Genomic DNA, 25,523 nt, shown 5'->3' with positions numbered 1-25,523 from the left:
CATAAAAATGTGTGTGCGCGATATTTTGGAACATTTCTTGTAGCTGGACTGCCCCGTGTAATGCGGGCCTCAATCTGACGGACGTATAAATGATAGACAACGCCCGTTCAAAAAAGGGGATTGTGATATTAATGGAGAATGCTTGGCTCATTCCGCTGTTCCCGCTTGTATCCTTTTTATTCCTTCTTCTATTCGGTAAAAAGCTCAAAGAAGCAAGTGCTTTCGTTGGAATTTTAGCGACTCTTGCCTCACTGGTATACTCCATCCTTGTGCTTCTCGAGCGCTTGACGGAGTCCACCTTTAAAGCCGAAACCGTCTGGCTGACAATAGGGGATTTACAACTGACTGCGGGCTTTGAAGTAAACCAATTAAATGCATTGATGCTGGTGATCGTATCTCTTGTCAGCTTCCTTGTACATACCTATTCAAAAGGATATATGCATGGTGATGAGCGGATCCCGGTTTTCTATGCTTATCTAGGGTTATTTACATTTGCGATGTTAGGTCTTGTAATCTCGCCGAATCTTCTTCAGACTTATATTTTCTGGGAGCTGGTCGGTGTAGGTTCATTCCTGTTAATCGGATTCTATTTTTACAAAGAAAGCGCCAAAGCGGCTGCAAAAAAAGCCTTCATCATGACCCGTATCGGGGATGTCGGGCTGCTGATTGGGATGATTTTATTATTCTGGCAAACTGGCAGCTTCGAATATGATGAGATATTTTCAGCAGTAGAAGAAGGCGCTATTTCTGGCACAATGATTACCTTGACAGCCATCCTGATTTTCATCGGGGCGGTAGGTAAATCAGGTCAGTTTCCGCTTCACACGTGGCTTCCTGACGCGATGGAAGGCCCAACGCCAGTTTCTGCGTTAATCCACGCAGCGACAATGGTTGCTGCGGGTGTTTACTTAGTCGCATCGCTGTTCCCGCTATTCAATGCGAGTGAAACAGCCATGATGACGGTAGCGATCATTGGTGCCTTTACGGCTATCTTTGCCGCTACGATTGGTCTTGTACAGACTGATATCAAACGCGTTCTTGCGTTTTCAACAGTCAGCCAGCTTGGCTATATGATGCTCGCATTAGGGTCTGCCGGCTATGTTGCCGGAGTATTCCATTTGATGACTCATGCTTTTTTCAAAGCATTGTTGTTCCTTGCAGCAGGCAGCGTCATTCATGCTGTACATACTCAGGATATTGAGAAAATGGGCGGGCTTTGGAAAAAGCTTACGTTCACTGGACCTCTGTTCCTGATCGGAACATTGGCAATCAGCGGCGTCCCATTATTTTCAGGATTTTTCAGTAAAGACGAAATTTTAATTGCTGCATGGTCTCACGGAAATTATGTCTTGTTCTGGCTAGCAGTGATTGCAGCATTTTTCACGGCATTCTATATGTTCCGCCTGTTCTTCATGGTCTTTGCCGGTGAGGCACGCAGCGAGATGAAGAATGTCCATGAATCACCGTCAGTCATGACATTGCCAATGGTCGTACTTGGTGTTCTTGCTGTTATCGCTGGTTATGTGAACACACCTTGGTTCGGCACTTTCCTTGGCGACTGGCTGACAGAAGGAAATGAAGCGCTTGGTCATGGACACATCGAAGGTCCGGCTTGGATTATGGTTGTTGCGACAGTCGTATCCCTGCTTGGTATTCTGCTTGCGTGGATGATGTACAGCAAAAAGTCATTGTCACGTGATTGGCTCAGCAGCAGAATTCCGCTTACGTACAGCGTCGTTAAGAACAAATACTTTATCGATGAAATTTACAGCCAGACTATTGTGTTTGGAACAAAAGGGATCAGTTTATTCCTGCGCTTTATCGAGCTCTTCCTTGTTGAAGGCCTAGTGAAACTGACAACTGCTTCTGTCCAGGCTCTTGGTAAAACTGGTGCTAAGCTTCAAAGCGGCCAGGTACAGACATATGGCGCAATCGCCTTTGTCGGTTTGGCAGTTCTGATGGTCATCTTCGCGTTAACAGGGGGGTATTTATAATGGATTTCAACTATTTTCTTACCTTGCTGGTATTCTCCCCTTTACTAGGTATCCTGCTTTTGGCGTTCATGCCTAAAGCAAATGAGTCAGGAATCAAAATGCTTGGAGTTTTAGCGACACTTCCGTCGCTGGCTTTGGCTCTCATCGCCTATTTTTCCTATCGCGGCGGAGCAGACCTTGCTAATTTTTCGGAACAATTCCGCTGGATCCAGTTTGGCGGACAAAGTGCCGAGCAATCTGGCATGTTCAGCGTCAATTATGAACTAGGAATTGATGGATTTGGGCTGATCATGGTCGTACTGACGGCAGTGATTGCAACGCTTGCAGCTCTTGCATCCTTCCATATAAAGAAAGAATGGAAGGGCTACTACATGCTGTTTTTGCTTCTTGAAATCGGCATGCTTGGAGTATTTACATCCCAAAACTTGATCCTGTTCTTCCTTTTCTTTGAAATCACCCTGATCCCAATGTTTTTCTTGATTGGGAAGTGGGGCTATTACGAAAGAGAAAAGGCTGCTTACAGCTTCTTGATCTATAACGGCCTTGGCTCAGCAATCCTGCTGATTGTCATCATGGTGTTATTTTCAAGAACAGGCACTTCAAATATTGAAATGCTCAGAATGATTTTGAACACTGAAAATGCGACATTAGTAGCGCCGGTATCAGAGTCACTGAAGATGGGATTATTGATTGCCCTGCTTGTCGCTTTCGGCGTAAAGCTGCCAATCTTTCCGCTCCACAGCTGGATGCTGCGCGTTCACGTAGAGGCGCCGCCTTCAATCGTTATGATCCACTCAGGGATTCTTTTGAAAATCGGTGCTTTCGGTTTAATCCGCTTCGGGATGGGAATCTTCCCAGAGCAATTTGAACAATTGACAGTTCTGCTTGCAGTACTTGGCGTTATCAATCTGCTGTACGGAGCGTTTCTTGCTTTTATCCAGACAGATTTCAAAATGGTTCTTGCTTACTCTTCTATTTCCCATATGGGTATTGTGTTAATCGGACTTGGGGCAAATAATGAAGCTGGTATTCAAGGAGCGATTTTCCAGGTCGTATCACACGGCTTGATTTCAGCGTTATTGTTCTTCCTGGTTGGAGTGCTGTATGAACGCACCCACACTACTACTCTAGCGAACCTTGGCGGGCTTGCTAAGGGAATGCCGATTGCCTCAGGCTTCCTGCTTGCTGGCGCAATGGCGTCACTTGGGTTGCCGGGTATGTCCGGATTCGTCAGCGAATTCATGGCGTTCTTTGGGCTATTCAAAGAAATGCCGATCCTTGCTGCGGTTGGTACTCTCGGTATCATCATGACAGCCGTTTACCTGCTTCGCGCCGTTCTTGCGATCACGTACGGCAAAGCAGAACGAGAATTTGTCGGTATTTCCGATGTCCGCTCGTTTGAATGGGCACCGATTTTGGTGCTTGTTGGCTTGATCGTCCTGATTGGAGTATATCCAAACGTTCTGAGTGAACCGCTTCAGGCAACTTTAGAAACTATCTTGATGGGAATAGGGGGGTGATGAACGATGGATCTAGATACGCTTCTATCATTTGATTGGGGAACGATGACTCCTGAATTCATCATCCTGGGAGTAGCAACAGCCCTGTCAGTTCTTGATTTATTCATGCCAAAGCACGTTGACCGCAAAGTGCTTGGCTGGATTGGTTTTATCGGTATTCTCGCAGCAATTATTTCATTGGTGATGTTAATCGGCAGTGAAACAACGTCAATCTTGTTTGATACCTTCAGGCTCGATTCGTTTGCGATTGCCTTTAAGCTGATCCTGCTTGTTGGTTCGGCGCTCGTCATGCTTTTGGCTATTGATTTTCCGCACAATGAAGGTCTCGAGGATTATAAAGGAGAATTTTTCTACCTGTTCCTCGCTGCATTGCTTGGTGCAATGATGATGGCTTCAAGCGGCGACTTGATTACTTTGTTCGTCGGACTTGAATTGCTTTCGATTCCTTCTTATATATTGGCGGGTATGCGCAAGCGTAACCTTCAGTCAAACGAATCCGCGATGAAATACGTCATTAACGGCGGTATTTCAAGTGCAATCACTTTGTTCGGTATGAGCTATGTGTACGGCTTGGCTGGAACAACAAATTTAAAAGGAATTGCCACTGTCTTCGGAGGCATCTCTGATGGTCAGCACATCTACCTTCTTGGACTGGCATTCTTCATGATTTTCATTGGACTTTCATTCAAGCTTGCATCCGCTCCATTCCATATGTGGGCGCCGGATGTGTACCAGGGAGCTCCAACTCCAGTGACTGCGTTCTTGAGTGTTGTGTCAAAAACAGCTGGATTTGTGATCATCCTTCGAATTCTTTTATCCGTATTCGGATATGTTCCGGTGCCAGGTGAAGCAGGAGAGCAGCCAATTCCGCTGTTGTTCGCACTCCAGGATTATATTGGTTTCCTTGCGGGAGCAACGATGATCATCGGTAACGTGGTTGCGTTAAGACAGCGCAATATTAAACGTCTATTCGCTTACTCAAGCATCGCGCATGCAGGTTATATACTCGTCGCACTGACGGCCATGTCATTCGTGACCTTCGATTCGATCTGGTTCTATCTGCTTGCTTACGTATTAATGAACCTTGGTGCATTTGCGATTATCCAGCTGATTACAGCAAAGACGGGTTCAGAGGATATCAGCCACTTTGCGGGCCTTTACCGCCGTGCACCGCTGCTTGCGGTCACAATGGGAATCTTCATCCTGTCACTCGCAGGAATCCCAGGTACAGCAGGCTTTATCGGTAAACTTAATATCTTCTTGGGCGCATTGATGGTCGACGAGGCGCATTATGTCCTTGTATCGATTATGATTGCCACAACGGTGGTATCGTATTTCTATTACTTTGGAATTATGACGCAGATGTTCTTCCGTCCGGCAGCGGACGACGCTAAAATCGAAATGCCGGCAGGAATTACAGCAGTTGTCATCATTACTGCTGCTGCAACAATCCTGTTCGGAGTAATGCCAAATGTGGCATTGGACTTCCTGCATGCGAATTTCAATCAGTTCGTTGATTTTATGAGGTAAGACTTATTTGATCTTGAAAGGATCTAATTCGAAACTTTCATGAAACGGATTTTGGGGAAAATCTGATTCATCACGGGGGCCATTCTACACGGCTAAGGGGTAAAATAATGTGAAGGAAGCTGGCTTGCGAGAATGCGCAGGCCAGCTTTTTTGCGTGTTGCTAACATGATATATGAAGTTTTTCTCCTTTAAAATGTAACTTTCATTCTCGTGTGCCGTCTAATTACAGGTATGCATCGGCCGTATGTTAAAATAGAAGGGAAAAAGGGGGAAGAGAAATGATTTCAGGTATTGGTCCATTTGCACTGACCAGCATTATATCCCATTTAGCATTCATCGGGCTTGCCTGGTGGGCACTTCAGGCGCTTCAATTTGAAAAGCTGCTCAGGGCTAATCATGTTCTTCAAGCCCGGGTTTTATATATTTTTGCATCAATTGCGCTAGGTTCCACTGTCAGTAATTTCTTCCTTGATTACCTCCAATGGTCACAGCAGCTGCCGATGATCTTTCAATTGGTAAAAAATTAGGTCTTCATACATGTTTTCAAATTGACAAATATTGAGTAAAATTCAATTTGTTGCAGTTTATTATGTATGTACATGTTTGTTTTTTCACAAAGAGCGTACACCCGGCAAAGTTGACCCGAAAAATAGTGTCAGAAAGTGACGAGAATTCCCAAGTATGTGATTTGCTCTCCTGGTAACAATGGTAATAAGGGGAGAGTGAGATCGACATGAAGAAAATTTCGTTTATTTTATCAATTTTTGGCATTATTGGTTTTATTGTGCTTCAAGCTGGGAATAAAACGACTGTAGCTGATGCTGAACATGAGATCCAGACTCTGGCCTCAGTTTTGCAGAACGAAAATATTTTGATCACTGGGTGGTCTTTATATGCAAGGGAATCATTGGAAAATGTAAATGATCAAGAAGATGTAAAAGGTCTGGTCCAAGATTTGAAGGGTAAGCTTCCAAATTGGACATGGACTGTCAGCAATGATTCTAACCATGGAGAAATCGTTGCTGTATCAAAGTCTTCACGGCTTCACGAAAAAATTAAAATTATTTCTACCGACACAAACGGCCAGGTACATACGTATGTCATGTATGAAGTCAGAGGTCAGTCTTGGAATAAAAATACAGAAGCCTTTTTGAGCAAAAATTTACCAAGCAGAATATTTGACATTTTTCGAGGAAATGCCACAACTTTCTCTTGTATCGAAGGCATTATCAATGATAAGATAGACTCGGCTTTACCTGTTTATAAGAGTAAACTGCTAAAGGCATTTAACGCTAAAGAAATTGAAGGATTAGAAGAGGATTCATTTATTTCTACATCCGCTTTCTCGCCTTTATTCGACAAATCATTGAGCAGTGAACATGACATGAATATGCAGCTTGGATTACGGAAAACTGAACGATTGGGCGGTAAGACTACCCTTGTAGTTGGCACACCAATCATAACGATTGAATATTAATATAGAGAAATTGGACGCGGAGGGGAATACACTTGGAAAAAATCATCGTCCGCGGCGGACAAAGGCTAAGCGGTTCTGTAAAAGTTGAAGGAGCTAAGAATGCCGTCTTGCCTGTTATCGCTGCAACATTATTAGCAAGTGACGGAAAAAGCGTAATTCGTGATGTGCCAACTCTCTCCGATGTATATACCATCAACGAAGTATTACGTTCTTTAAACGCCGTAGTGGAGTTTAAAAATAACACAATAACAGTAGATGCATCTAGAGAGTTAAAAATCGAAGCGCCATTTGAATATGTTCGTAAAATGCGTGCTTCTGTACTTGTAATGGGATCCCTGCTTGCCAGGAATGGCCGTGCTCGCGTAGCGCTGCCAGGCGGCTGTGCAATCGGTTCCCGTCCTATCGACCAGCACCTTAAAGGCTTCGAAGCAATGGGTGCAACAGTGAAGGTAGGAAACGGTTTTATTGAAGCCGAAGCAGTTAATGGCTTACACGGAGCTAAAATATATTTAGATTTCCCTAGCGTTGGCGCTACGGAAAATATCATGATGGCTGCTGTTCTTGCAAAAGGCACGACGATCATGGAAAACGTCGCAAAAGAACCAGAGATCGTAGACCTTGCAAACTTCCTGAACAAAATGGGTGCGAAGGTTCGTGGCGCAGGTACAGGCACAATCCGTATCGAAGGTGTTGAAGTATTGTTTGGCGCAGACCACAACATTATTCCTGACCGAATTGAAGCAGGAACATTCATGGTTGCTTCTGCCATTACAGGCGGAAATGTCCTTGTAAAAGGCGCTGTACCTGAACATTTATCTTCATTAGTTGCCAAGATGGAAGAAATGGGCGTTACAATCATTGAAGAAGAAGACGGTCTTCGTGTCATCGGACCTGAAACGCTAAAAGCAGTTGATATCAAGACAATGCCACACCCTGGATTCCCGACGGATATGCAATCCCAGATGATGGCACTGCTATTGCGCGCTCAGGGAACAAGCATGATCACAGAAACGGTATTCGAAAATCGTTTCATGCATGTGGAAGAATTCCGCCGTATGAACGCTAACATTAAAATTGATGGACGCTCTGTAATCATGAACGGACCATCTGACCTTCAGGGAGCAGAAGTGGCAGCGACAGACTTGCGTGCAGCTGCATCATTGATCCTGACTGGCCTTGTAGCCGATGGAATGACGCGCGTGACAGAACTGTATCACCTTGACCGCGGATACGTTGATTTCCATCTTAAGCTAGCTGCCCTTGGTGCAGACATCGAACGCGTAAGCGAAATCGAAGAAATGCCAGTGACTGAGAACCTCGTTTCAGATATGAACGCATAAATCAACATACCCAATAAACCGGAGAATTGTGCATAATAGTATAGTTCTGCGGTTTTTTCTTTTTATACGATCTGATTTGGTTATGAGTAAATTCTTGTAATAAAATAACTGTCCAATTTCATTTTTTTAAAAGGCAATCATTTTTGCCAAATAGCGATTGATCAAAAATTTTGTCATAAATGCTTGTCCGCCTCCATAAGAATGAATTGAGACGGTAATAACCGCCTTAATTTCATAATGGAGGCTTTTTCTATGTTAAAATTCAAACCTTTCATCGTACTAGCTGCTATCCTATTCGCTGTCACACTCCTCATACCAACCATGCTCGTCCTCCCTTTTATGGAAGAAAAGGCAGGCGGAAAGCTGGGTGAAGAGCTCCAGAATGATGCGAAGGATGTCTCAGCGGTACCGTCCGCAGATTCGGCTGTTGAGGTGGCCGTATACCGGACTGCTTTGTCAAAGACAGAGAAGCTTCCACTGGACGAATACTTAATTGGCGTGGTAGCAGCCGAAATGCCAGCTGAATTCGAGCTGGAGGCATTGAAGGCGCAGGCGCTATCCGCGAGAACCTACTATGTAAAACAAATGATGAGCCCGAATAAAGTAGGCGTTCCCGCAGGAGCTCAGCTGAACGATACAACCATCCACCAGGTCTTTAAAAATAAAGAAGAGCTGAAGAAGCAGTGGGGCGTTGATTATAAATGGAAAATCAAGAAGATTGCCGATGCTGTAAAAGCAACTGACGGGCAGGTTCTGACTTTTGACGGGGCACCGATCGATGCAACCTTCTTTTCTACAAGTAACGGCTTCACTGAGAACTCGGAGGAATACTGGGCCAATGCTTTCCCATACCTGCGCAGCGTTGAAAGCCCGTGGGACTTGAAATCGCCAAAGTTCCGCAGCCAAACCGTTTTGACGATCGCGCAAGTGGAAACAAAGCTCGGGGTGAAGCTGCCGAATTCCTCTACAATCGGAAAGGTCATTACACGGACAGCCGGCAACCGCGTTGGAAAGATTGATATAGGCGGAAAGGTTTTAACCGGCAAGGAAGTCCGCGAAAAGCTCGATTTAAGATCCAGCGACTTCTCCTGGGTGCTAAAAGGCAATGACGTTGTCATCACCACCGAAGGCTTCGGCCACGGTGTCGGCATGAGCCAATACGGCGCCAACGGCATGGCGACAGAGGGCAAGACCTATAAAGACATCGTCACGCACTATTATAAGGGTGTAGAGATCAGTTCTGCGGATAGTTTGATGACGAAGGTTACGGCGAGGAAGTAGGAATAGGCTGGGACTGCGTGTAGTTGGAAAGCCAGCCCATGAGGTTCCAGAAACTGAAGATTACACTGCCAGGGCAAAGTGCGCCCTGGCTTTTTAGCGTGATAATGTTGGATTGGGATTTTTTATTTTTTCGCGGAATAATTTAAGTTGAAGAAGGATTCGAGATCATCTGGCATGTGGTAGAGGCGGCCTTTTTTACTGCCTGTATAAGGAAGGTTCATCGAAGATAATATGTTGGTGGCAGCCCTCAGAGAGATTTCCTTAGTAAAATCCCTAAATGCAGCATTAGACAGGGTTGGATTAATAAGAAGGAAAAAATCCTTAATAGTCTTATAGTGAGCCGTTTTAGAAGTTCGGGAGCATACGGGACATCTCCATATCCATTTTTCACGTGTCATTCCAAAGGAAAAGCAGGATGGACATTGAACACCAGATTGGAGATCGGCTTGAGTGAGGGAATAAGGTTTAAGTATATCTGGATGGTGAGGAGTATGTTTCTTTATGAGCAATTTGGATAACTTTCTTGCCTCTTTTTCGGGAATAACAGCATTTGAATTGATTTCATCAATCTGAAGCACCCGATTTAATAACACATCCCCTTTTATTACTAATTTATTTATCGAGCGATCACTTGTTTTGATAATAGTAGAAGGATTGCTGATTGTAACAAAGTGATAGATGGGAGGGACAGTGAATTTATGCTCCTGCAGCCATCTTTTCAAATGCCAGGATTGCATTCTAACTTGTAGGATAGGATTATCATAGGATTTTTCTATCTCTTCTTTTGTTTGGATGATTTGTTCGGAATCTTTATCAAAAAATAGGGTTCCAGAGTAGTTCTTTGTTTCAATAAGAAGGATATAACGAAGAGTTAAAATGAGGGTATCCATTTGAAAGTACCATTCCCCATCTGCAAGGCGTAAATCACGGAATATAAAGAAGCCTTTTTCAGGCAGAAAGCTCAAGCGATAATCGGTTTGCAGTTCCCCTTTGTAACCCGCACGCCACCCTTTATATTCCTGTTCAATCAAAGGGATTTTAGAATGGTTTTTCAAGATTCTTTCCAGTAAAGCTTCGTACATGATAAGCCGAAGAGGATATGATCTATCTTTTTCAATCAATACGGTCACTTCCTTAATAGTTTTTAGTATGAATTCTACAATTGGCTGTAAAGTACCTGTTAAGGTACCATTTATTGAGTGAATTATTTATGAACTATTAACCATAATGAAGGATAATACCGGTTGAGAGCGATTTAATACCAGTTGGTTATGGTTTAATACCAGTTAGAAACATTTTAATACCAGTTGAACTGAATTTAATACCAGTTGAAGCAAAAACCACTTTATTTTCCCCTTAAAAAGCCAAAAAAAACTGGCTTTCATAACAAAGCCAGCGCCTTTCAATATTGTAACTATGGTTTTCTTATAACTCGTCTCTCAATCCCACGCAAAACCCTTCCCAACCTCACAAACTTGCCGCTAAAGTAAGCGTGATGAATAAAGTGGGATGCCACTAAAACCCCAATTACATCTTTTACAAAATCAATGACGGTTGAGGACCGGTATGGGACGAAGCTTTGGTGAATCTCGTCGAGCAGGCCGTACGAGATGGCCACACCCATGAAGATAAAGCTTAATGCCGGTGTGAAGCGACGGGTCGTTAATGCCGCCAATACGAGAAATACATATAAAATCCCGAATTCTACGAGATGTAGCGACTCTTTTAAAAAGCGGTCGACACCGCGGTCAGGAAGCTCAATTACAGCGGTATCTGGCAGGCTGGACATAATCCAGATCGCGGCCATATAGGCAAAAGGAAGAATTCGCAAAAACCATACTAGTAACTTTTTCATGATAAACCCTCACTTTATATTGTTATAACAAGACGAGATCTAGCTCAAAACCTAAAATTTCCCCCGCTCGAAAACTTTTTTGCATAAAATAATCACCTTTGTCGAAAAATAAGCAGTAAAAAATTTTTCAACTCTATGTATATATTTTTTCGCATCTGTTCAGACTGATTGCTGAGGTGATGAAAATGAGAGAGGAAAGATCTTCTCAAGACAAAAAGAACAGCTTTTTCAAGAAGCGGTGGGTGTATCCGACAGTTTATATTGCTAGTGCCGCAATCATTCTAACTGGTGTCCTATGGTATCAAAACAGCGGTAGCAACGGAACAGATCAGAGCGAGTACAAAGCGACTGATATGCCTGGCAAAAAATTTAATGACCAGCCAGCAGTTGAAGTTAACCGCGCAATGGAAAACTTTGTAATGCCAGTAGTGAGTGAAGACGACGCTGTCATCCAAATGGGATTCTATGATAATGACAGCAAGGCAGAAGAGCAAGAAGCAGCTCTAGTGTTCTATGACAATACGTACCACCCGAACACTGGTTTAGACATTGCTTCTAAAGATGGCAAGGAATTTGATGTTGTTGCTTCATTAAGTGGTACTGTCACTAAAGTCATGGAAGATGGTTTACTTGGAAACGTCATTGTAATCGAGCATGACAAAGGTATTGTAACACAATATCAATCAGTTAAAGACTATGAAGTTAAAGTTGGCGACCAAGTTGAGCAAGGACAAGTCATTGCGAAATCTGGTACAAGCCTGATCAATGAAAAGGCTGGCAACCACGTCCACTTTGAAATCCGTAAGGAAAATGTACCTGTAAATCCGCATGAGTACTTCAACAAGTCGCTTAGCTCATTGCAGGAAGCAGAAATAACGAATGAAAAAGCTGCTACTGATGGAGATGCAGGCAAGTCAGAAGAAGCTACTGAAGAAGGTGCTGCTGATCAAGAAGGCACACCAGCGGATGACAGCTCTGACAAAAAAGACGCCGGTGAAGACAAAGACGCAGGCCAAGACAAAGACACTTCAACAGACTCAGAAGAATCAACTAACTCTTAATAATAAAGACTTTAACACATTAACGTCCTGGGGGTCTCACCCCCAGGACGTTAATGCGTTAAAGCGGCGGGGGGACTGACCCCGCTGCTTTAAAGGGTGAAAGCGTGGGCTGTTTGTCCCTTTTGTTAGTTGGAAAATCTTTGGTATAATCAGACGGGAGGAGGGGTACGTATGAAAAGGATGATTTTGTTTATAGGATTAATATTTTTAGCAGTATTCGTCGCAGGCTGCAGTAAGGAACCGACTCCGGAGGAACGTTTTTCGCAGTATGTGAAGCTGTGGAATGATCAGAAGTTTGATGAGATGTATGGATATTTATCTGAGGAAGCGAAGGGAACGATCTCGAAAGATGAGTTCGTCAATCGCAATAATAAAATTTATAAAGACTTAGAGATTAACAAGCTGAAGGTCAGCTATAAGCAGCCAGAGGAGGAGCAGGAGCATAAGGAAGACCAGACGTCCCTGCCTTTTTCGGCGAAAATGGAGAGTGTCGGTGGACCAATCGCGTTTGACCATGAGGCTACTCTCGTAAAAGAGGAACGCGATAAAGAAACAAATTGGTATGTAGATTGGGATACGACTTATATTTTCCCTGAACTAGGGTCTGGGGATAAGATCAGCTTCCAGAATGTTAAGGCGGAACGAGGCGCCATCCTTGACCGGGAAGGGAATGGGCTAGCGATCAATGGAACGGCACTGCAAATTGGTGTGGTTCCCGGCGAAATGGGCGAGCAAAAGGACCAAATCATTACCAAGCTTGCCAAGCTGCTTGATATGTCGGAAGAGCACATTAATAAGGCGCTGAATGCGAGCTGGGTAAAGCCCGAACATTTTGTGCCCCTGAAAAAAATATCAAGGACAGATGAAGCGCTTCAAGAGAAAGTATTTGCGCTTGCCGGTGTTACCAGCCAGCAAGTTGGAGCGCGTGAATATCCTTATGGCGAGTCCCTTTCCCACCTGCTTGGCTACATCGGTCCTGTCACCGCCGATGATCTTGAAAAACTTGAGGGTAAGGGCTATTCAAGCACGGACTTCATCGGCCGCCGCGGCCTGGAACAGGTGCTTGAAGACCAGTTAAAAGGAACAAACGGAATCAAAATTTCGATTAAAAAAGAAAAAGGATCTGAGAAGGTGCTGGCTGAAAAGCCGGTCGTACACGGAAAGGATGTCCAGCTGACAATTGACGTGGTCATGCAGCAGCAATTATATGATCAGCTTAAAGGAAAGGCTGGCACATCAGCTGCACTCAATCCGACGACAGGTGAAACGCTCGCTCTTGTCAGCTCACCAGGATTCGATCCAAACGAAATGACGCTTGGAATCTCTCAGAATAAGAGCAAATTGCTAGAGAAAGATCCGCTGCAGCCTTTCCTTAATAGATTCAAGCTTACGTATGCACCGGGCTCCGTCATCAAGACGGTTACGGCTGCGATCGGACTTGAAAGCGGCAAGCTTACGCCAGAAACCGCATATGAGATTACCACAAAGCAGTGGCAGAAGGACGCATCATGGGGCAATTACAAGGTCACCAGGTATTCAGACATCAAAGGAACAATTGATCTGGAAAAAGCGCTTATATACTCTGATAACATTTATTTTGCCAGGGCCGTCATTGAGAAGATAGGTGCTGATACCTTTGCGGAGGGCCTGAAGAAGTTTGGCTTTGAGGACCAGCCGGAATATTTATATCCAATGGAGCAATCTCAAATTGGAAAAATGGAAAGTGAAATCAGTCTAGCCGATTCAGCCTATGGGCAGGGCCAGGTCGAGATGAATGTGCTTCATCTGGCTGCAGCCTATTCGCCTTTGATGAACAAGGGTAATTTGATTAAGCCCATTCTGGGAATGGAAGACCAGCAGGGACAGGTTTGGAAGGGAAACGTAATCAGCCCAGAAAACTCAGCAACACTCAATAAGATGCTGACCAAGGTCGTCACGGATCCAAGGGGTACCGCACATAGTGCAATGATGGCCAACTATCCGCTTGCCGGAAAGACAGGTACAGCAGAGATCAAACAGAAACAAGGTGAGAAAGGCAAAGAACTCGGATGGTTCGTCGCCTATAACCCTCAATCTGCAGACATGATTGTATCTATGATGATTGAGAACTCAGGTTCCAAAGATGTCGTTACAAGGGTAAAAGAATTTTATAAGCTAAGACAGCAAAGTGGATTATGATTATTTAAGGTTCAGCCGATAGGGCTGGACCTTTTTTGTGTGTTCAGAAATAACCGCCAATTAGGCTGAATATTTCCCTTCATCGTTACATTAGAATTTAAGATTCATAACCTTTTCCTGTTCAAAATGTGTCTCCGGACCCGTTTAAGTTCGAGCTAGCTTGCCCAAATACGATGAGAAAGATTTTTTATGGGGGTCGAATGGAGAAATTGGGGGTTCAGTCCTATAAAGCAACATTTTGGAAAAATGAGTAAATGTACCTAAAAGTTGAAACGACATTTCTAAAAGAAAATTATTAATCCGTTTTCACAGAAGGAGAAACGACCCATAATTGTGAAAAAATAGTTCGAACTAAAGATATATTCAACAAAAATTACAATTAAATTAGTTAAAATGAACTATTCCTTATTTTGGTAAAAATTTGACTAAAATGTGAACGGGTGATAGTAAATAAAGAGGAGAAAAATAAATTATTTAGGTTTATTAACTTAGTAAACTGGGAATTTGAAAATGAATATTTCCAATTCTTTCATAAAAAATAAAAAATAACCATTAAGGGGAGTCAATGCAGGATGTTAGAGTCAAAAAGGAGAGCGACCATCTTTTTGCTACTTGCCTTTCTTTTAGCTTCAGTGGCAGGATACCTTGTGTATCAAAAAGTAAAGGACTTGAACTCAGAATTGGGGGGCATGACAAAAATATATGTTGCTAAAAGCGACATTCCAGCCAGGACGCTGATCCAGGAAAATCAGGTAACGACGATGGAAATCCCAAATAAGTTTTATGTAAAGGATTCCCATGTCGTGAAAAAAGACGAATTAGTCAACACAGTATTAGTCGTTCCGGTTTCCAAGGGACATATCATAACCGAAAACATGCTGAAGCCATTCTCGAATCTTAGAAATGAAAATAACCGCCTCGTCTCCATGTATCCTTCCGAAAAAGTTCAATTCGACCAGGTGATTGAAGCACTCGACCGTGTCGACATTATCGTTTCTACCGATGATAACGGAAAGCAAAAGACGGAAATCTTTATGAGGGACGTTCCAGTTGCATACGCAGATGGAGAAGGCAAGAATTTTTCAGGAGTTGCGCTTGAAGTAAGCATGGAAGACGCGCCGAAACTTATACATATCCAGAACTACGCAGACAAGGTCCGTGTACTGAAAGCAAACGTCGGCAAAGGCGATACCATGAATACGGCAGCCCCCGCAGAAACTGATACAACTAAAGAAGGTGCTGAACAGAAGACGCAGCCAACTGGCACGCATCAGCCAAAGGCGCAGCAGCCAGCAACAACCACTCCAAAAAAGACAGACACCACCAAATCAACAGATACAAAACCGGCAGATACAAAACAAACAGATACAAAGCAAAGTGGTACACCATAAAGCACATGGATAGATAGCACGTTTCAAACCATAAAACTTTGATCGCTCGCTTAAATCAAGTAAGCATCAAAATCAAATAATCCTTCTGTCGCTATAAAGCGGGCAGTAACTAAATAAAAAAGATGGTATGAGGGGAACCGATGGAAACGAAACTTAAGATTTTATTAGTCAGTGATGATGAGGTCATTCATAACCAAATTTTAAATGGCATTTCTGGGAGTTATCCAATCCAGCTGATCGGTCCCGGGGATGTTGTCCGGGAGATTAACCGCGATGTCCAGGATATCGTCATTTTTGTCCAGGCGGATGGCGACATTGAAGTTGAAAGTATTCAGTATATCAAGTCAGTAAGTCCGTCAACACTCGTTATTTTTATCGCGAAGAATTCGGATTTCTCACAGCTGCGGAATATCACGAAGGCAGGGGCTACTGAATTTTTTGTTTACCCTGAGGAGCACGGGTTGTTTATCAGCAGGTTCCCGTCGATTTTCCAGAATTATGAGCTGCAAAAGCTGAAGCAGGATACATCATTCTCTTCTTTTACAGGCGGACGCGGAAAAATCATTACGGTTTTCAGCGGCAATGGTGGAAGCGGGAAATCAAATCTTGCAGCAGCACTTGCGCAGACAATCAAGCTCGAGTCGACCGCGGAGGTTATTTTAATCGATTTAAACCTTCAGTTTGGCGGGATTGAAACGCTCTTATCCATCCAGTCAAACCGTTCGATTGCCGATCTGACTCCGGTTATCAATGAGCTGAATGAGAGCCATATCCGCAATGTATCGCAGAAGCTTGATTCTTCAAAGCTTGAAGTGCTGATCAGCCCGTGTGATGCGGAAACAGCCGAAACGATTACCGAGGAATTCGTCGCTAAATTGCTGAGGACTTGCAGGAGAAGCTTTGATTTCGTCATCGTCGACCTTCCTGCTTATATCAATAGCAATGTTGTCACCGCCCTCGAGGAATCAGACCAAATCTATTATGTCCTCACTCCAGACACACCTGCGCTAAAAGTGCTGAAGCAGTTTGAGGAGCTGGCTATAAGGCTGGGGATGGAGCTTCCATCAAGGACCGCTATTGTCCTCAACAAACTGGCCAAGGAAAACGAGGTGCAGGAAAAGGACCTGAAAACGTTCCTGCGCTTCCCGGTGGCCGCAACAGTAAGACATGATATCAAAGGGCTGCAGCCTTTTATCAATAAAGGTGAGCCGGTAAGAAAAATCGCAAAAGAAAAACGGATGATCCCTTTTGCTAAGGACGTAAGAAAATGGGCGGTTTCTGTATTGAAATAGGGGGATTCATGAATGGCATCATTATTTGATAAACGAAAAGAAAAGGTCGTTGTCTCTGCGAAACTTCAATCCTATCAATATGAAAACCATCTTGTGGATGAACTAGTTGAACATTACAAAGCAAGGCTCTTAAGAGACACGAATCTTGAGGTTCTGACAAAGCTGACACAGGGTGAAATGAGGCTGAGAATTGAACAGCTTGTCTCCCAGTTCATGTCCGAGGAAAAAGTGATTATTTCTAGGCATGACAAAGAGATCCTGATCACAAGGATTCTCGATGAATCAGTCGGCTTCGGTCCACTCGAGCCGCTGATCAATGACCCGTCGATTACGGAAGTGCTGATCAATGGCTGTGAAGAGGTCTATGTAGAACGTCTTGGTAAGCTCGAGCTTTCGGATGTGAAGTTCCGCGATGATGACCATGTCAGGCATATCGTCGACCGGATCGTTGCGCCAATCGGCAGAAGGATTGATGAGAGTTCGCCAATGGTTGATGCGAGACTTCCGGATGGAAGCCGTGTGAATGCAGTTATTTCACCAATCAGCTTGAATGGCACACTTGTCTCGATCCGTAAGTTCAGGAAAGAACCTTTCAAGATGGAGGACCTATTAAACTTCCATACCTTGAATTCTGCGATGTCAGAATTCCTTGATGGCATCGTCAAGGCAAAAATGAATACCTTGATTTCCGGTGGTACTGGCAGCGGAAAAACGTCGATATTGAACGTGCTTGCCGCTTCAATACCGTTTGGGGAGCGCGTTATTACAATCGAGGACTCAGCGGAATTGCGCTTGAACCGGCCAAACGTCGTCGGCATGGAAGCCCGACCGGCGAACGTCGAAGGCAGCGGTGAAGTCACAATCCGTCAGCTTGTTAAAAACTCGCTAAGGATGAGGCCGGACAGGATCATCGTCGGTGAGGTCCGAAGCGGGGAAGCGTTTGACATGCTCCAGGCGATGAATACAGGTCACGAAGGCTCGCTGACAACCGTACACGCCAACTCACCTGATGACGCTTTGCGCAGGGTCGAGGCGATGGTCGTCATGGCCGGAATGGACTTGCCGAGCCATATTGTCCGTGAATATATCGTTGGTGCCCTTGATATCATTGTCCAGGCGACGAGGCTGACGGATGGTTCACGTAAAATCGTCTCCATATCCGAGGTCGTGACAAACAAAGATGGCTCCCATGAAGTAAGGGAAATCTTCCATTTCAAACGGACTGGAATCGGACCTGATGGGGAAATAATCGGCCACTTCACGCCTACAGGTTATGTCCCAGAATGCTTAAGCAGGCTGAAGGTTTTCGGAATCAACATTCCTGAATCAGCCTTTACCCCTGTATATGAGGAGGTGAAACAATGACGGAATTTATCGTTTCGACCCTGGCTGCTTTGGCCTTCATCATCGCGATTTATTACATCCTTGACTACCGGAAGGAAAAACGCGAATGGAAGAAGAGGGCGAATGATTTTTATCTTGATGGCGAAAAGCGGAAGAGCGTACTCGTCGTTTTGGGAGACCGATACGACAGGACAGAAGGTGCCCAGCCTCTTTATGAAAAATTAAGGGCAGCAAACATCCCGTTGACGCCATCAGAATACATTGGTGCTCAGATTGTCGTTTTTATGGGTCTGGTCATTGTTTTACAGAACTTCTTCAGCATTCAGTTCCCGACGAACCTGGTTGCCGCTGCTATAGTGCTTGAAGGCGGGAAACGGCTTTTATTTTTACTGAGAAAAAACAAGATGAAACAGCGTTTGGTGGAACAGCTTCCGGAAATATGCCGCACGCTGGCAAATGCCACGCGTTCAGGGATGACCCTGACGCAGGGAATCAATATGGTCGCCCAGGAGGCAGCCGAGCCTGCAAAGGGAGAGTTCAGAAGGCTTGCACAGGAAATTTCCCTGGGAATCGATTTCAACGCCGCGTTAAAAGCGATGGAAAAACGAATTGAAAGCCGGGAATTTCAGCTGTTCGTCGCAACATTGTTAATCCAGAAAAAGGCGGGGGGAAATCTTTACTCCGTTCTGGATGAAATGGGCCAGACGCTCGAAGATCGAAAAATTCTGCTGCAGGAAATCAAGACGATGACGGCGGAACAGCGGTATGTCGCCTATATGGTTCCTGTCCTGCCGATTTTCCTTGTGTTGATGATGAACAATGTCATTGATGGCTTCATTGACCCATTGTTTTCAGGGATTGGCATCATCCTGCTTTTATTTTTCTTAGGCGGTACCGTTCTCACGTTTATCCTTGTCAGAAAGGTAACCAACATAAGGGTGTAATCACATGGATGGATTAATTATCATTGTTATTTGCCTGTCACTGGCGTTTTTGGCGATTTCCTTAAGAAGCTATTATAACTATCTCTTATCTAAAGAAGAGCTCAAGAAGAAGATTCATGAAAAAACGTTCATCTACGATGCGTTTGAAAGAAAGATTACCAGAAAAGAAAAGTTTTTAACGAAAGTGTTCGAGTATGCGGATGATTTCTCATCCATTGGCCAAAGGGTCAACTTTTTCAGTGAGGATCATGAGGTCAGGAAGCTGCTCATGCACGCAGGTTATCCGTATGGCTTAACGGTCGAGCGCTTTCAGGGATTAAAAATGTTCATGATGGTCGTTGGATTGATCATCGGCGGCATTGCCCTCGTTCTGCAGCTGCCGATGTCCCAGATTGCCGTCATTCTTTATCCGATCGCAGGATACTTTGCGGTCGTCATGTGGCTGAAGCGGAAGGCGAAGGTGCGTCAGGAAGAACTGAGCTTCCAGCTGCCCGATTTCCTCGATACGATGAGCGTCACGCTCCAGGCGGGGGTAGGGCTCGACCAGGCGCTTCGGGATATCGTTCCTTATTTTGAAGGACCAATTAAAGAAGAGTTTGGCCGGTTTATCCAGGAAACGGATGTAGGGGTGCCAAGGGCAGAAGCCTATAACACCTTGCTCATCCGCAATGACAGCCGGGAGTTCCAGACGCTGATCCGGTCACTGATCCAGGGTGAACGGCTCGGGGTTCCGATTTCAAGGACGTTCAAGAACCAATCCGAAGAAATGCGCAAAATCAAAAAGGAAAAGATCAAGGAGCAGGCAGCAAAAGCTTCTCCAAAGGTCACTTTAATCACCACCTTCATCGTCATGCCATCGGCCCTTATTTTAATCGGTGGACTGATGGTCATAAACTTATTCAGCGGCAATTCAAATCTATTTGATTTATTTAAATAAGAAACCAACAATCTATTAATAAACAAGAGGAGAGATTTTACTATGAAAAACTTAATGATCAAAGCATGGACAAAAGTGATGATGCCTGTAAGAAACGAAAGAGGAGCTCAGTCATTGGAATGGCTTGGATTAGCAGCACTATTGATCCTTGTGTTGGGGATTGTTTCTCAGGCGGTCAGCAGCAGTTCAGCAGGTATCGGTGAAATCATCACCAATATAATCAAAAAGATCACTACAATGGTTGGATAATTAAAATAAACACTTAGCGAACAGATAGTCACAGCATTACTTGAGGTGGGGAAAGAATGAAAGCAATCAAACACATCCTGGTTATATTGATTGGTCTTATCGTTTTTGTTTCAGGCTGCAGCCAGGAAGCGGAGAAAAGCAAAGAGCCTGCAGATAAAGCTAAAACTGCAGAAACAAAACCAGCTAAAGATGAAAAAGCGAATGAGGATCATGAAAAAGAAGAACCGAAGGAAGATTTGGTTGTCGATCCTTTACCAACGACTTATTCAGAGCTCGAGGCATTGCCTCAAGGACCATATCATGAACTAAATTACGATTTGACAGAAGAAAGTAAACAGATGATTTTGGATACATTCCAGGAACTTCCTGATTTGTCGGGTAATCCTTCTGAAAAGGATCTGGACCAATTTTATATGGAAGCCCTGAAAATGGTCCAAGAGGATTATAAAGGTCCAGAGGAAGCGATTAAACGCCTGAAATTCCAAGCAATAGGCGATCCTGAAATGAAGGATTCCCGTTATCAGTTCAAGGAAAACCTGAATGTTGAAATCATCCTCGATGCTTCGGGAAGTATGGCCCAGGAAGTCAATGGCAAAGTGAAAATGAATGCAGCTAAGGATGCGATTAATAAATTTGTTCAGCAACTTCCAAAGGATGCTAAGGTTGGCATTCGGGTTTATGGACATAAAGGCAGCAATGCCGATTCTGATAAACAGCTTTCCTGCAGCAGCAGTGAAATCATGTATCCCATATCAAACTATGATTCTGGTAAATTACAGGCGTCACTCGATAAGGTTCAGCCTACTGGCTGGACGCCGATTGGCCTTGCGTTGAATGAAGCTAAGAAGGATTTGAGCCAGTTTGATGGTGAGAAGAATACCAATATTGTTTACCTGGTCAGTGACGGGGTTTCTACATGTGAGGATAATCCGGTTGAAGCTGCCAAAAGCCTTTTTAGCTCAAATTTAAAGCCAATCATCAATGTTATCGGCTTTGATATTGATAATGAGGGCCAGAAGCAGCTGAAGGAAATTGCAAAAGCAACAGAAGGAATTTATTCAAGCGTTTCTGATGAAACAGAATTGAGTGATGAATTGTCCCAGATTAATCTGCTTGCTGAAACATGGGCAAAGTGGAAAGAGCAGGGGATGCAAAACCTCAGCTACAAAAAAACAAGAAATTATCTGGATATTTTTGTTTATGTTACTCGTGAAGAAGTGAAAAGCCAGGATGAGAAGGATAGAATTAATCATGTTGCCTTTATTCTTTGGCAGAATGAAATGATCACAGCAGAAACCCGTGTTCGAATTGAAGAAAAAAATCGTGCGTACCACGATTGGATTGATTCAGAGATAAAAAAATTTAAGGAAGAACTTCATGCCTTAAACGAAAAGAATTATACAGAAGCAATCAAGTCACTGGAAGATAAGTACCAGCAAAATTCCCAATAGCGGGGTGAACGAATTGCGTGAAAGGACATTTAATCGAATCTTTGCCATATCGATGATTGCCGTCCTGCTATTCTGGAATGTCATGCCTTACATGGCGATGGCAGGAACCTTTATCACTCCCGGTGAAGCAATTAAGCCGGGCCAAACATACAAGCCAGGAAAGCCGATCGACGGCGGGCAATTTATCATCCCGGGCAAAGTATACCAACCAGGAGAAGCAGTTAAGCCAGGGGATGCGGCAAAGCCTGGAGAAGTTGGCGGGGCGTCCGGGACACCGATTATCCCGCAATCTCCAAATGCCTTAGGTCTATTCATCATTCCGAATGTTCCCCCACCGCCTCCAGGCTCCTTTTATTGGGAGTTCATCGGGATTGAAGGCGGAAGTCCACTTCAGGGAGGGCAAGGTCCGAACGGAGGCCAGGCTGTGAATGGCGGCAATGGTCCGACAGGAGGCCAAGGCCCGAATGGAGGCCAGGGCCCGAATGGAGGTCAAGGTCCGACAGGAGGCCAAGGCCCGAACGGAGGCCAGGGTCCGAACGGAGGTCAAGGTCCTAATGGAGGTCAGGGACCAACTGGTGGTGAAGGCCCGAAGGGAGGCCAGGGTCCGAATGGTGGAGAAGGTCCGAACGGTGGAGAGAATCCGACTGGCGGGGAAGGCCCGAATGGGAAGAATAATTCTAACGGTGGTGAAATTCCGGTTGGAAGCGATGGTTCTTCTGGGAATTCATCGAAACCTCGGCTCATTGATAAGGTTGTAGAAAAGAGCTTTGATGCTTTGGATGTAGTGAAGTCTATCCCTGAAGCTCTTGATGGAGCAATAGCTGTGGGTCTCGGTTTTAAATTCACACCGGAGTATAAAACAATCCAAAATCCTGATGGAACTACCACCAGAACGATCGATAATTACAGGATTCAAGGGAAACAGAAGGTTAAAGCAGGTTCAACAAAGATTCAAAAATGGCTTAATCAAAATTTAGAAAAAAGATATTATCAATATCTAGAAAGTTTTAATAGTAGCGATACGGTACTTAAGACGCCTCGCAATATGGTTGACAGTGTCTTAAGATCAACTAAAAAAATAGCTCCTGCTAAAGTAAAAGAGTTCATGTCAGATTTTAATATAAAGTCTGTAATGAAAGCCGATTTGGTTGATAACTGGTCTTTTGCCAGTAAGAATTTCTGGAGTCCGAAAAATTGGATTAAAGGGAATGGCTTAGGCAATATCGTATTATCAACAGGAGGAACAATTTACGATTATACACTTGGAACAGAAAAAGGGAATCTAGGCACCACGGATTTTGCGGCTGCGTTAACGACTGATGTTACGTTTGGTTTAGGAACCACAGCAATCAGTGCAGGAGCAGGATGGGCGGCTGGAGCTGCTTCGGGGGCATTGCTCGGTTCGGTTGTTCCAGGGCTTGGCACAGTGGTAGGTGCAGGAGCAGGAATCGTAATCTCAGCATTCCTTGCTAGTCCTAAAGGTAAGAAGTTTAAAGATGGAACAAAAAAATTCTTCAAGTCTGTTTTTGATGGTCTTGTACCCGGGTAGGTGTGCTTCTGAATGACAGAAAAAGTTTCGGTTTTTATGATTCTGCCAATTGTATTTTTGATTGCGCCGATCACCTATATGGATTTTAGTTTTGGCAATGCCTTGTTATTCGGCGTTCCGCTAGTTTTATACATCCTTGGATGTTTGTACTTGGATTTGACTGGCAAGTCGAGCAGATCTAGCAAAGTAAGGGGTTATGCCGCTTACTTTGCTTTCTTGCTATCTTCCTTATACCTTCTGGCGCCGTCTATATTGGTTTTTAATAAAGCAAGGTGGTTCTTTATCATTCTCTGGATATTGATTGCAGCAGTTAGCTTTTTTAAGCGTGATGTGATATCTGACTCTATTACACATGGACCAAAAGCGAATAAAACATTTAAGTTATTGTTTTGGGGCTCAAGCGTAGTTGTCATCATTTTGGGTGGTGGAGGTTATTATCCAACTTCCAGCCGATTAGCTGAGAATTTAGGTGAATATCGAGAGGCGTATTTTTCAGCCATTTCATTCTTTTTTTCTGTCTGGATTCTAACCTTTACTCAAAGCTCAACGTCAAAATTTACAAAGTTTTAACTCCGGAGGTTCAATTGAATGGGCATGAAAAAATTGTTTTCGGCAATTGGGATAGGAATCTTATTATCTACTGTATTTGGTTTGATTTCTGGTGTCAGCAGATTGAGTGAGTTAAGCTTTTATCCCTACTTATTATTCCTGATTACCTACATCCCTTCAGGATATTTTGCGGCAAAATGGAATAGTGGTGCTCCTTATTCAGCAGCATATTTTACCGGTGTGACCATTGCTGTCCTAAATATGCTTGTAGCAGTTGTTCTCATGGATTTTAATGTTTTTATAGATGCCGATTCTACGTTCAATGGTCTTATACTTGGTTCGGCCGTCTGCCTTTTAGCTGCAATAATTTCCGTCAAAGTAATACCTTCTTTGCAAAAATGAGGGGGTTAATATGTTTATAAAAGAAAGCTTGTCCGTTTATAATCGAAATTTATTAAAGATCATGTTAATATCTCTAGTCCTCCTTTTACCGGCCCAGTTTATAGTGTATGGCTGGATGCTTTATCTGGAAGAGATCGAAGCTATGAAGTATCTTAATATCATATCGCTTTTTTTGTATATTTTACTTTTTACAGTAGTGGCCCCTCCTTATATAAAAGTAGCTCTATCCGATTTTAACGATGAGGAGATTGATTTAAAGGAGAATGCCCTCCTTTTTGTAAAAAATTTCGGGGTACTATTCATCATGGCACCGGTGTTATTCCTTATCGGGCTGTTTGGATCCTTCCTCCTGTTGATTCCTACCATCCTTTCGCTCGGGGTCTTGTTTCTCATACCGCTTTTTTTAGAAAGCGAGGAATCACTTGGTCAAATCATAAGGAAAACAATGATGGTTCTTCGGGAAAAGTATCTGGAAATGACGGCTTATTTATTATTTACTCTTTCGGTTAATATTTTGTTTTGGTATTTGTTCACAAACATTGTTTCGTATTTTGAATCGAATATCCTGACTTATATCATTATAAGAATTCTAATTAACTTAATTATTTTTCCTCTATTTTATATTGTGCTGGTCAGGATGTTTCATCCAGGACTTCAAGCTGATAGAGAAGGGTATTTATAACAAAGGGAGGTTCCACCATGGAAACTCGTAGTGGTTTTGTTGTACCGGAACTTAGTGAGAATGTTAAGCACCGGAATGTTGCATTAATGGTCATTCTAAGCAACATTACATTCGGGATTTATATTCCTTATTGGCTTTTAAAACAGCGTTCTTTTTTTGAAAGCCTCGACGTGAAAAATGAAGTTCCATTCAGAGCCATTAAAATCGTATTATGGCTTTATGTCTTTTTCTTTTTTGGAACGATAATAGGACCAATCATTTATACGGACATGGGATTGCAAATAAAGAACAGCATTGACTACATCGTTACCTTTTATGGACTTGGCATCATCATGTATACCGTATTCAGAATAAGGGAAATGCTGAACGATCACCTGAATGAAGATTTCATTAAACCAGTGCCTTTGTTATTTTTTCATATCTGGTACCTGCAATATAAACTTAATAGAATGAAACAGGTAGCCTAAGGTAGGAATATAACAAATTTAAAGGCTACC

At 43.6% G+C, this 25,523-nt stretch carries 23 protein-coding genes; 21 read left to right on the top strand and 2 right to left on the bottom strand.

The window, feature by feature from the left end:
- The first annotated feature begins 131 nt into the window (after nt 1–131).
- From nuoL to spoIID, 7 genes are all read left to right on the top strand, one after another.
- Nucleotides 132–1,994, top strand: a complete 1,863-nt coding sequence (gene nuoL / locus V7654_RS02745; protein ID WP_335428290.1) for an NADH-quinone oxidoreductase subunit L — start codon at nt 132–134, stop codon at nt 1,992–1,994.
- On the top strand, nt 1,994–3,514 hold the full coding sequence (locus tag V7654_RS02740; RefSeq protein ID WP_335428289.1) for an NADH-quinone oxidoreductase subunit M: 1,521 nt from the start codon (nt 1,994–1,996) through the stop codon (nt 3,512–3,514). The genes nuoL and V7654_RS02740 overlap by 1 nt, the downstream gene beginning before the upstream one ends.
- Before the next feature lie 6 nt (nt 3,515–3,520).
- Nucleotides 3,521–5,044: an NADH-quinone oxidoreductase subunit NuoN gene (nuoN, locus tag V7654_RS02735; RefSeq protein WP_335428288.1), complete on the top strand. Its 1,524-nt coding sequence runs from the start codon at nt 3,521–3,523 to the stop codon at nt 5,042–5,044.
- Nucleotides 5,045–5,322: 278 nt separating this feature from the next.
- Nucleotides 5,323–5,571, top strand: coding sequence for a DUF1146 family protein (locus V7654_RS02730; RefSeq protein WP_335428285.1), 249 nt, complete (start codon nt 5,323–5,325; stop codon nt 5,569–5,571).
- 206 nt (nt 5,572–5,777) lie between these two features.
- Nucleotides 5,778–6,521 (top strand): YwmB family TATA-box binding protein, encoded by a 744-nt coding sequence (locus tag V7654_RS02725; RefSeq protein WP_335428284.1) that lies wholly within the window; start codon nt 5,778–5,780, stop codon nt 6,519–6,521.
- 32 nt (nt 6,522–6,553) lie between these two features.
- Nucleotides 6,554–7,861, top strand: coding sequence for a UDP-N-acetylglucosamine 1-carboxyvinyltransferase (gene murA / locus V7654_RS02720; RefSeq protein WP_335428282.1), 1,308 nt, complete (start codon nt 6,554–6,556; stop codon nt 7,859–7,861).
- Between the two features lie 252 nt (nt 7,862–8,113).
- On the top strand, nt 8,114–9,142 hold the full coding sequence (spoIID, locus tag V7654_RS02715; RefSeq protein ID WP_335428281.1) for a stage II sporulation protein D: 1,029 nt from the start codon (nt 8,114–8,116) through the stop codon (nt 9,140–9,142).
- A gap of 122 nt (nt 9,143–9,264) precedes the next feature.
- On the opposite strand, the gene V7654_RS02710 is transcribed toward spoIID, so the two are convergent.
- On the bottom strand, nt 9,265–10,224 hold the full coding sequence (locus tag V7654_RS02710; protein WP_335428278.1) for a nuclease-related domain-containing protein: 960 nt from the start codon (nt 10,222–10,224) through the stop codon (nt 9,265–9,267).
- 332 nt (nt 10,225–10,556) lie between these two features.
- Nucleotides 10,557–10,997 carry a VanZ family protein gene (locus V7654_RS02705; RefSeq protein WP_335428277.1) on the bottom strand — a complete coding sequence of 147 codons (441 nt, stop codon included), beginning with the start codon at nt 10,995–10,997 and terminating at the stop codon, nt 10,557–10,559.
- A 185-nt stretch (nt 10,998–11,182) separates the two neighbouring features.
- Between V7654_RS02705 and V7654_RS02700 the strand changes: the two genes are divergently transcribed.
- The 14 genes from V7654_RS02700 to V7654_RS02635 all read left to right on the top strand — a co-directional run bounded on the left by V7654_RS02700 (nt 11,183) and on the right by V7654_RS02635 (nt 25,493).
- A complete protein-coding gene (locus tag V7654_RS02700) occupies nt 11,183–12,058 on the top strand; it encodes a M23 family metallopeptidase (protein WP_335428275.1) in 876 nt (291 codons plus the stop codon).
- A 171-nt stretch (nt 12,059–12,229) separates the two neighbouring features.
- Nucleotides 12,230–14,236, top strand: coding sequence for a penicillin-binding transpeptidase domain-containing protein (locus tag V7654_RS02695; protein WP_335428274.1), 2,007 nt, complete (start codon nt 12,230–12,232; stop codon nt 14,234–14,236).
- Nucleotides 14,237–14,808: 572 nt separating this feature from the next.
- Nucleotides 14,809–15,627 (top strand): SAF domain-containing protein, encoded by an 819-nt coding sequence (locus V7654_RS02690; RefSeq protein ID WP_335428272.1) that lies wholly within the window; start codon nt 14,809–14,811, stop codon nt 15,625–15,627.
- A 140-nt stretch (nt 15,628–15,767) separates the two neighbouring features.
- Complete coding sequence (locus tag V7654_RS02685) at nt 15,768–16,919, top strand: AAA family ATPase (protein WP_335428271.1); 1,152 nt, start codon at nt 15,768–15,770, stop codon at nt 16,917–16,919.
- Nucleotides 16,920–16,931: 12 nt separating this feature from the next.
- The gene (locus V7654_RS02680) at nt 16,932–18,284 is read left to right on the top strand and encodes a CpaF family protein (RefSeq protein WP_335428269.1); all 1,353 of its coding nucleotides are present in this window, start codon (nt 16,932–16,934) and stop codon (nt 18,282–18,284) included.
- Nucleotides 18,281–19,207, top strand: a complete 927-nt coding sequence (locus V7654_RS02675) for a type II secretion system F family protein (RefSeq protein ID WP_335428267.1) — start codon at nt 18,281–18,283, stop codon at nt 19,205–19,207. Before V7654_RS02680 ends, V7654_RS02675 begins: the two co-directional genes overlap by 4 nt.
- A gap of 4 nt (nt 19,208–19,211) precedes the next feature.
- Nucleotides 19,212–20,144 carry a type II secretion system F family protein gene (locus V7654_RS02670; RefSeq protein ID WP_335428266.1) on the top strand — a complete coding sequence of 311 codons (933 nt, stop codon included), beginning with the start codon at nt 19,212–19,214 and terminating at the stop codon, nt 20,142–20,144.
- A gap of 42 nt (nt 20,145–20,186) precedes the next feature.
- Nucleotides 20,187–20,393 carry a hypothetical protein gene (locus tag V7654_RS02665; protein WP_335428265.1) on the top strand — a complete coding sequence of 69 codons (207 nt, stop codon included), beginning with the start codon at nt 20,187–20,189 and terminating at the stop codon, nt 20,391–20,393.
- 56 nt (nt 20,394–20,449) lie between these two features.
- Nucleotides 20,450–21,844 carry a vWA domain-containing protein gene (locus V7654_RS02660; RefSeq protein ID WP_335428264.1) on the top strand — a complete coding sequence of 465 codons (1,395 nt, stop codon included), beginning with the start codon at nt 20,450–20,452 and terminating at the stop codon, nt 21,842–21,844.
- Nucleotides 21,845–21,848: 4 nt separating this feature from the next.
- Nucleotides 21,849–23,393, top strand: a complete 1,545-nt coding sequence (locus V7654_RS02655) for a hypothetical protein (protein WP_335428263.1) — start codon at nt 21,849–21,851, stop codon at nt 23,391–23,393.
- 12 nt (nt 23,394–23,405) lie between these two features.
- Nucleotides 23,406–23,963 carry a hypothetical protein gene (locus V7654_RS02650; RefSeq protein WP_335428262.1) on the top strand — a complete coding sequence of 186 codons (558 nt, stop codon included), beginning with the start codon at nt 23,406–23,408 and terminating at the stop codon, nt 23,961–23,963.
- A gap of 18 nt (nt 23,964–23,981) precedes the next feature.
- Nucleotides 23,982–24,344: a hypothetical protein gene (locus V7654_RS02645; RefSeq protein WP_335428260.1), complete on the top strand. Its 363-nt coding sequence runs from the start codon at nt 23,982–23,984 to the stop codon at nt 24,342–24,344.
- A gap of 10 nt (nt 24,345–24,354) precedes the next feature.
- Nucleotides 24,355–25,026: a hypothetical protein gene (locus V7654_RS02640; protein WP_335428259.1), complete on the top strand. Its 672-nt coding sequence runs from the start codon at nt 24,355–24,357 to the stop codon at nt 25,024–25,026.
- A 17-nt stretch (nt 25,027–25,043) separates the two neighbouring features.
- On the top strand, nt 25,044–25,493 hold the full coding sequence (locus tag V7654_RS02635; RefSeq protein ID WP_335428257.1) for a hypothetical protein: 450 nt from the start codon (nt 25,044–25,046) through the stop codon (nt 25,491–25,493).
- Nucleotides 25,494–25,523: the final 30 nt, after the last annotated feature.

The organism is Bacillus sp. JJ1609 (assembly GCF_036967045.1).
Classification (GTDB): Bacteria; Bacillota; Bacilli; order Bacillales; family Cytobacillaceae; genus Mesobacillus.
Note: the sequence above shows the minus strand (reverse complement) of the source record. Positions and strands in the feature narration are given on the sequence as shown.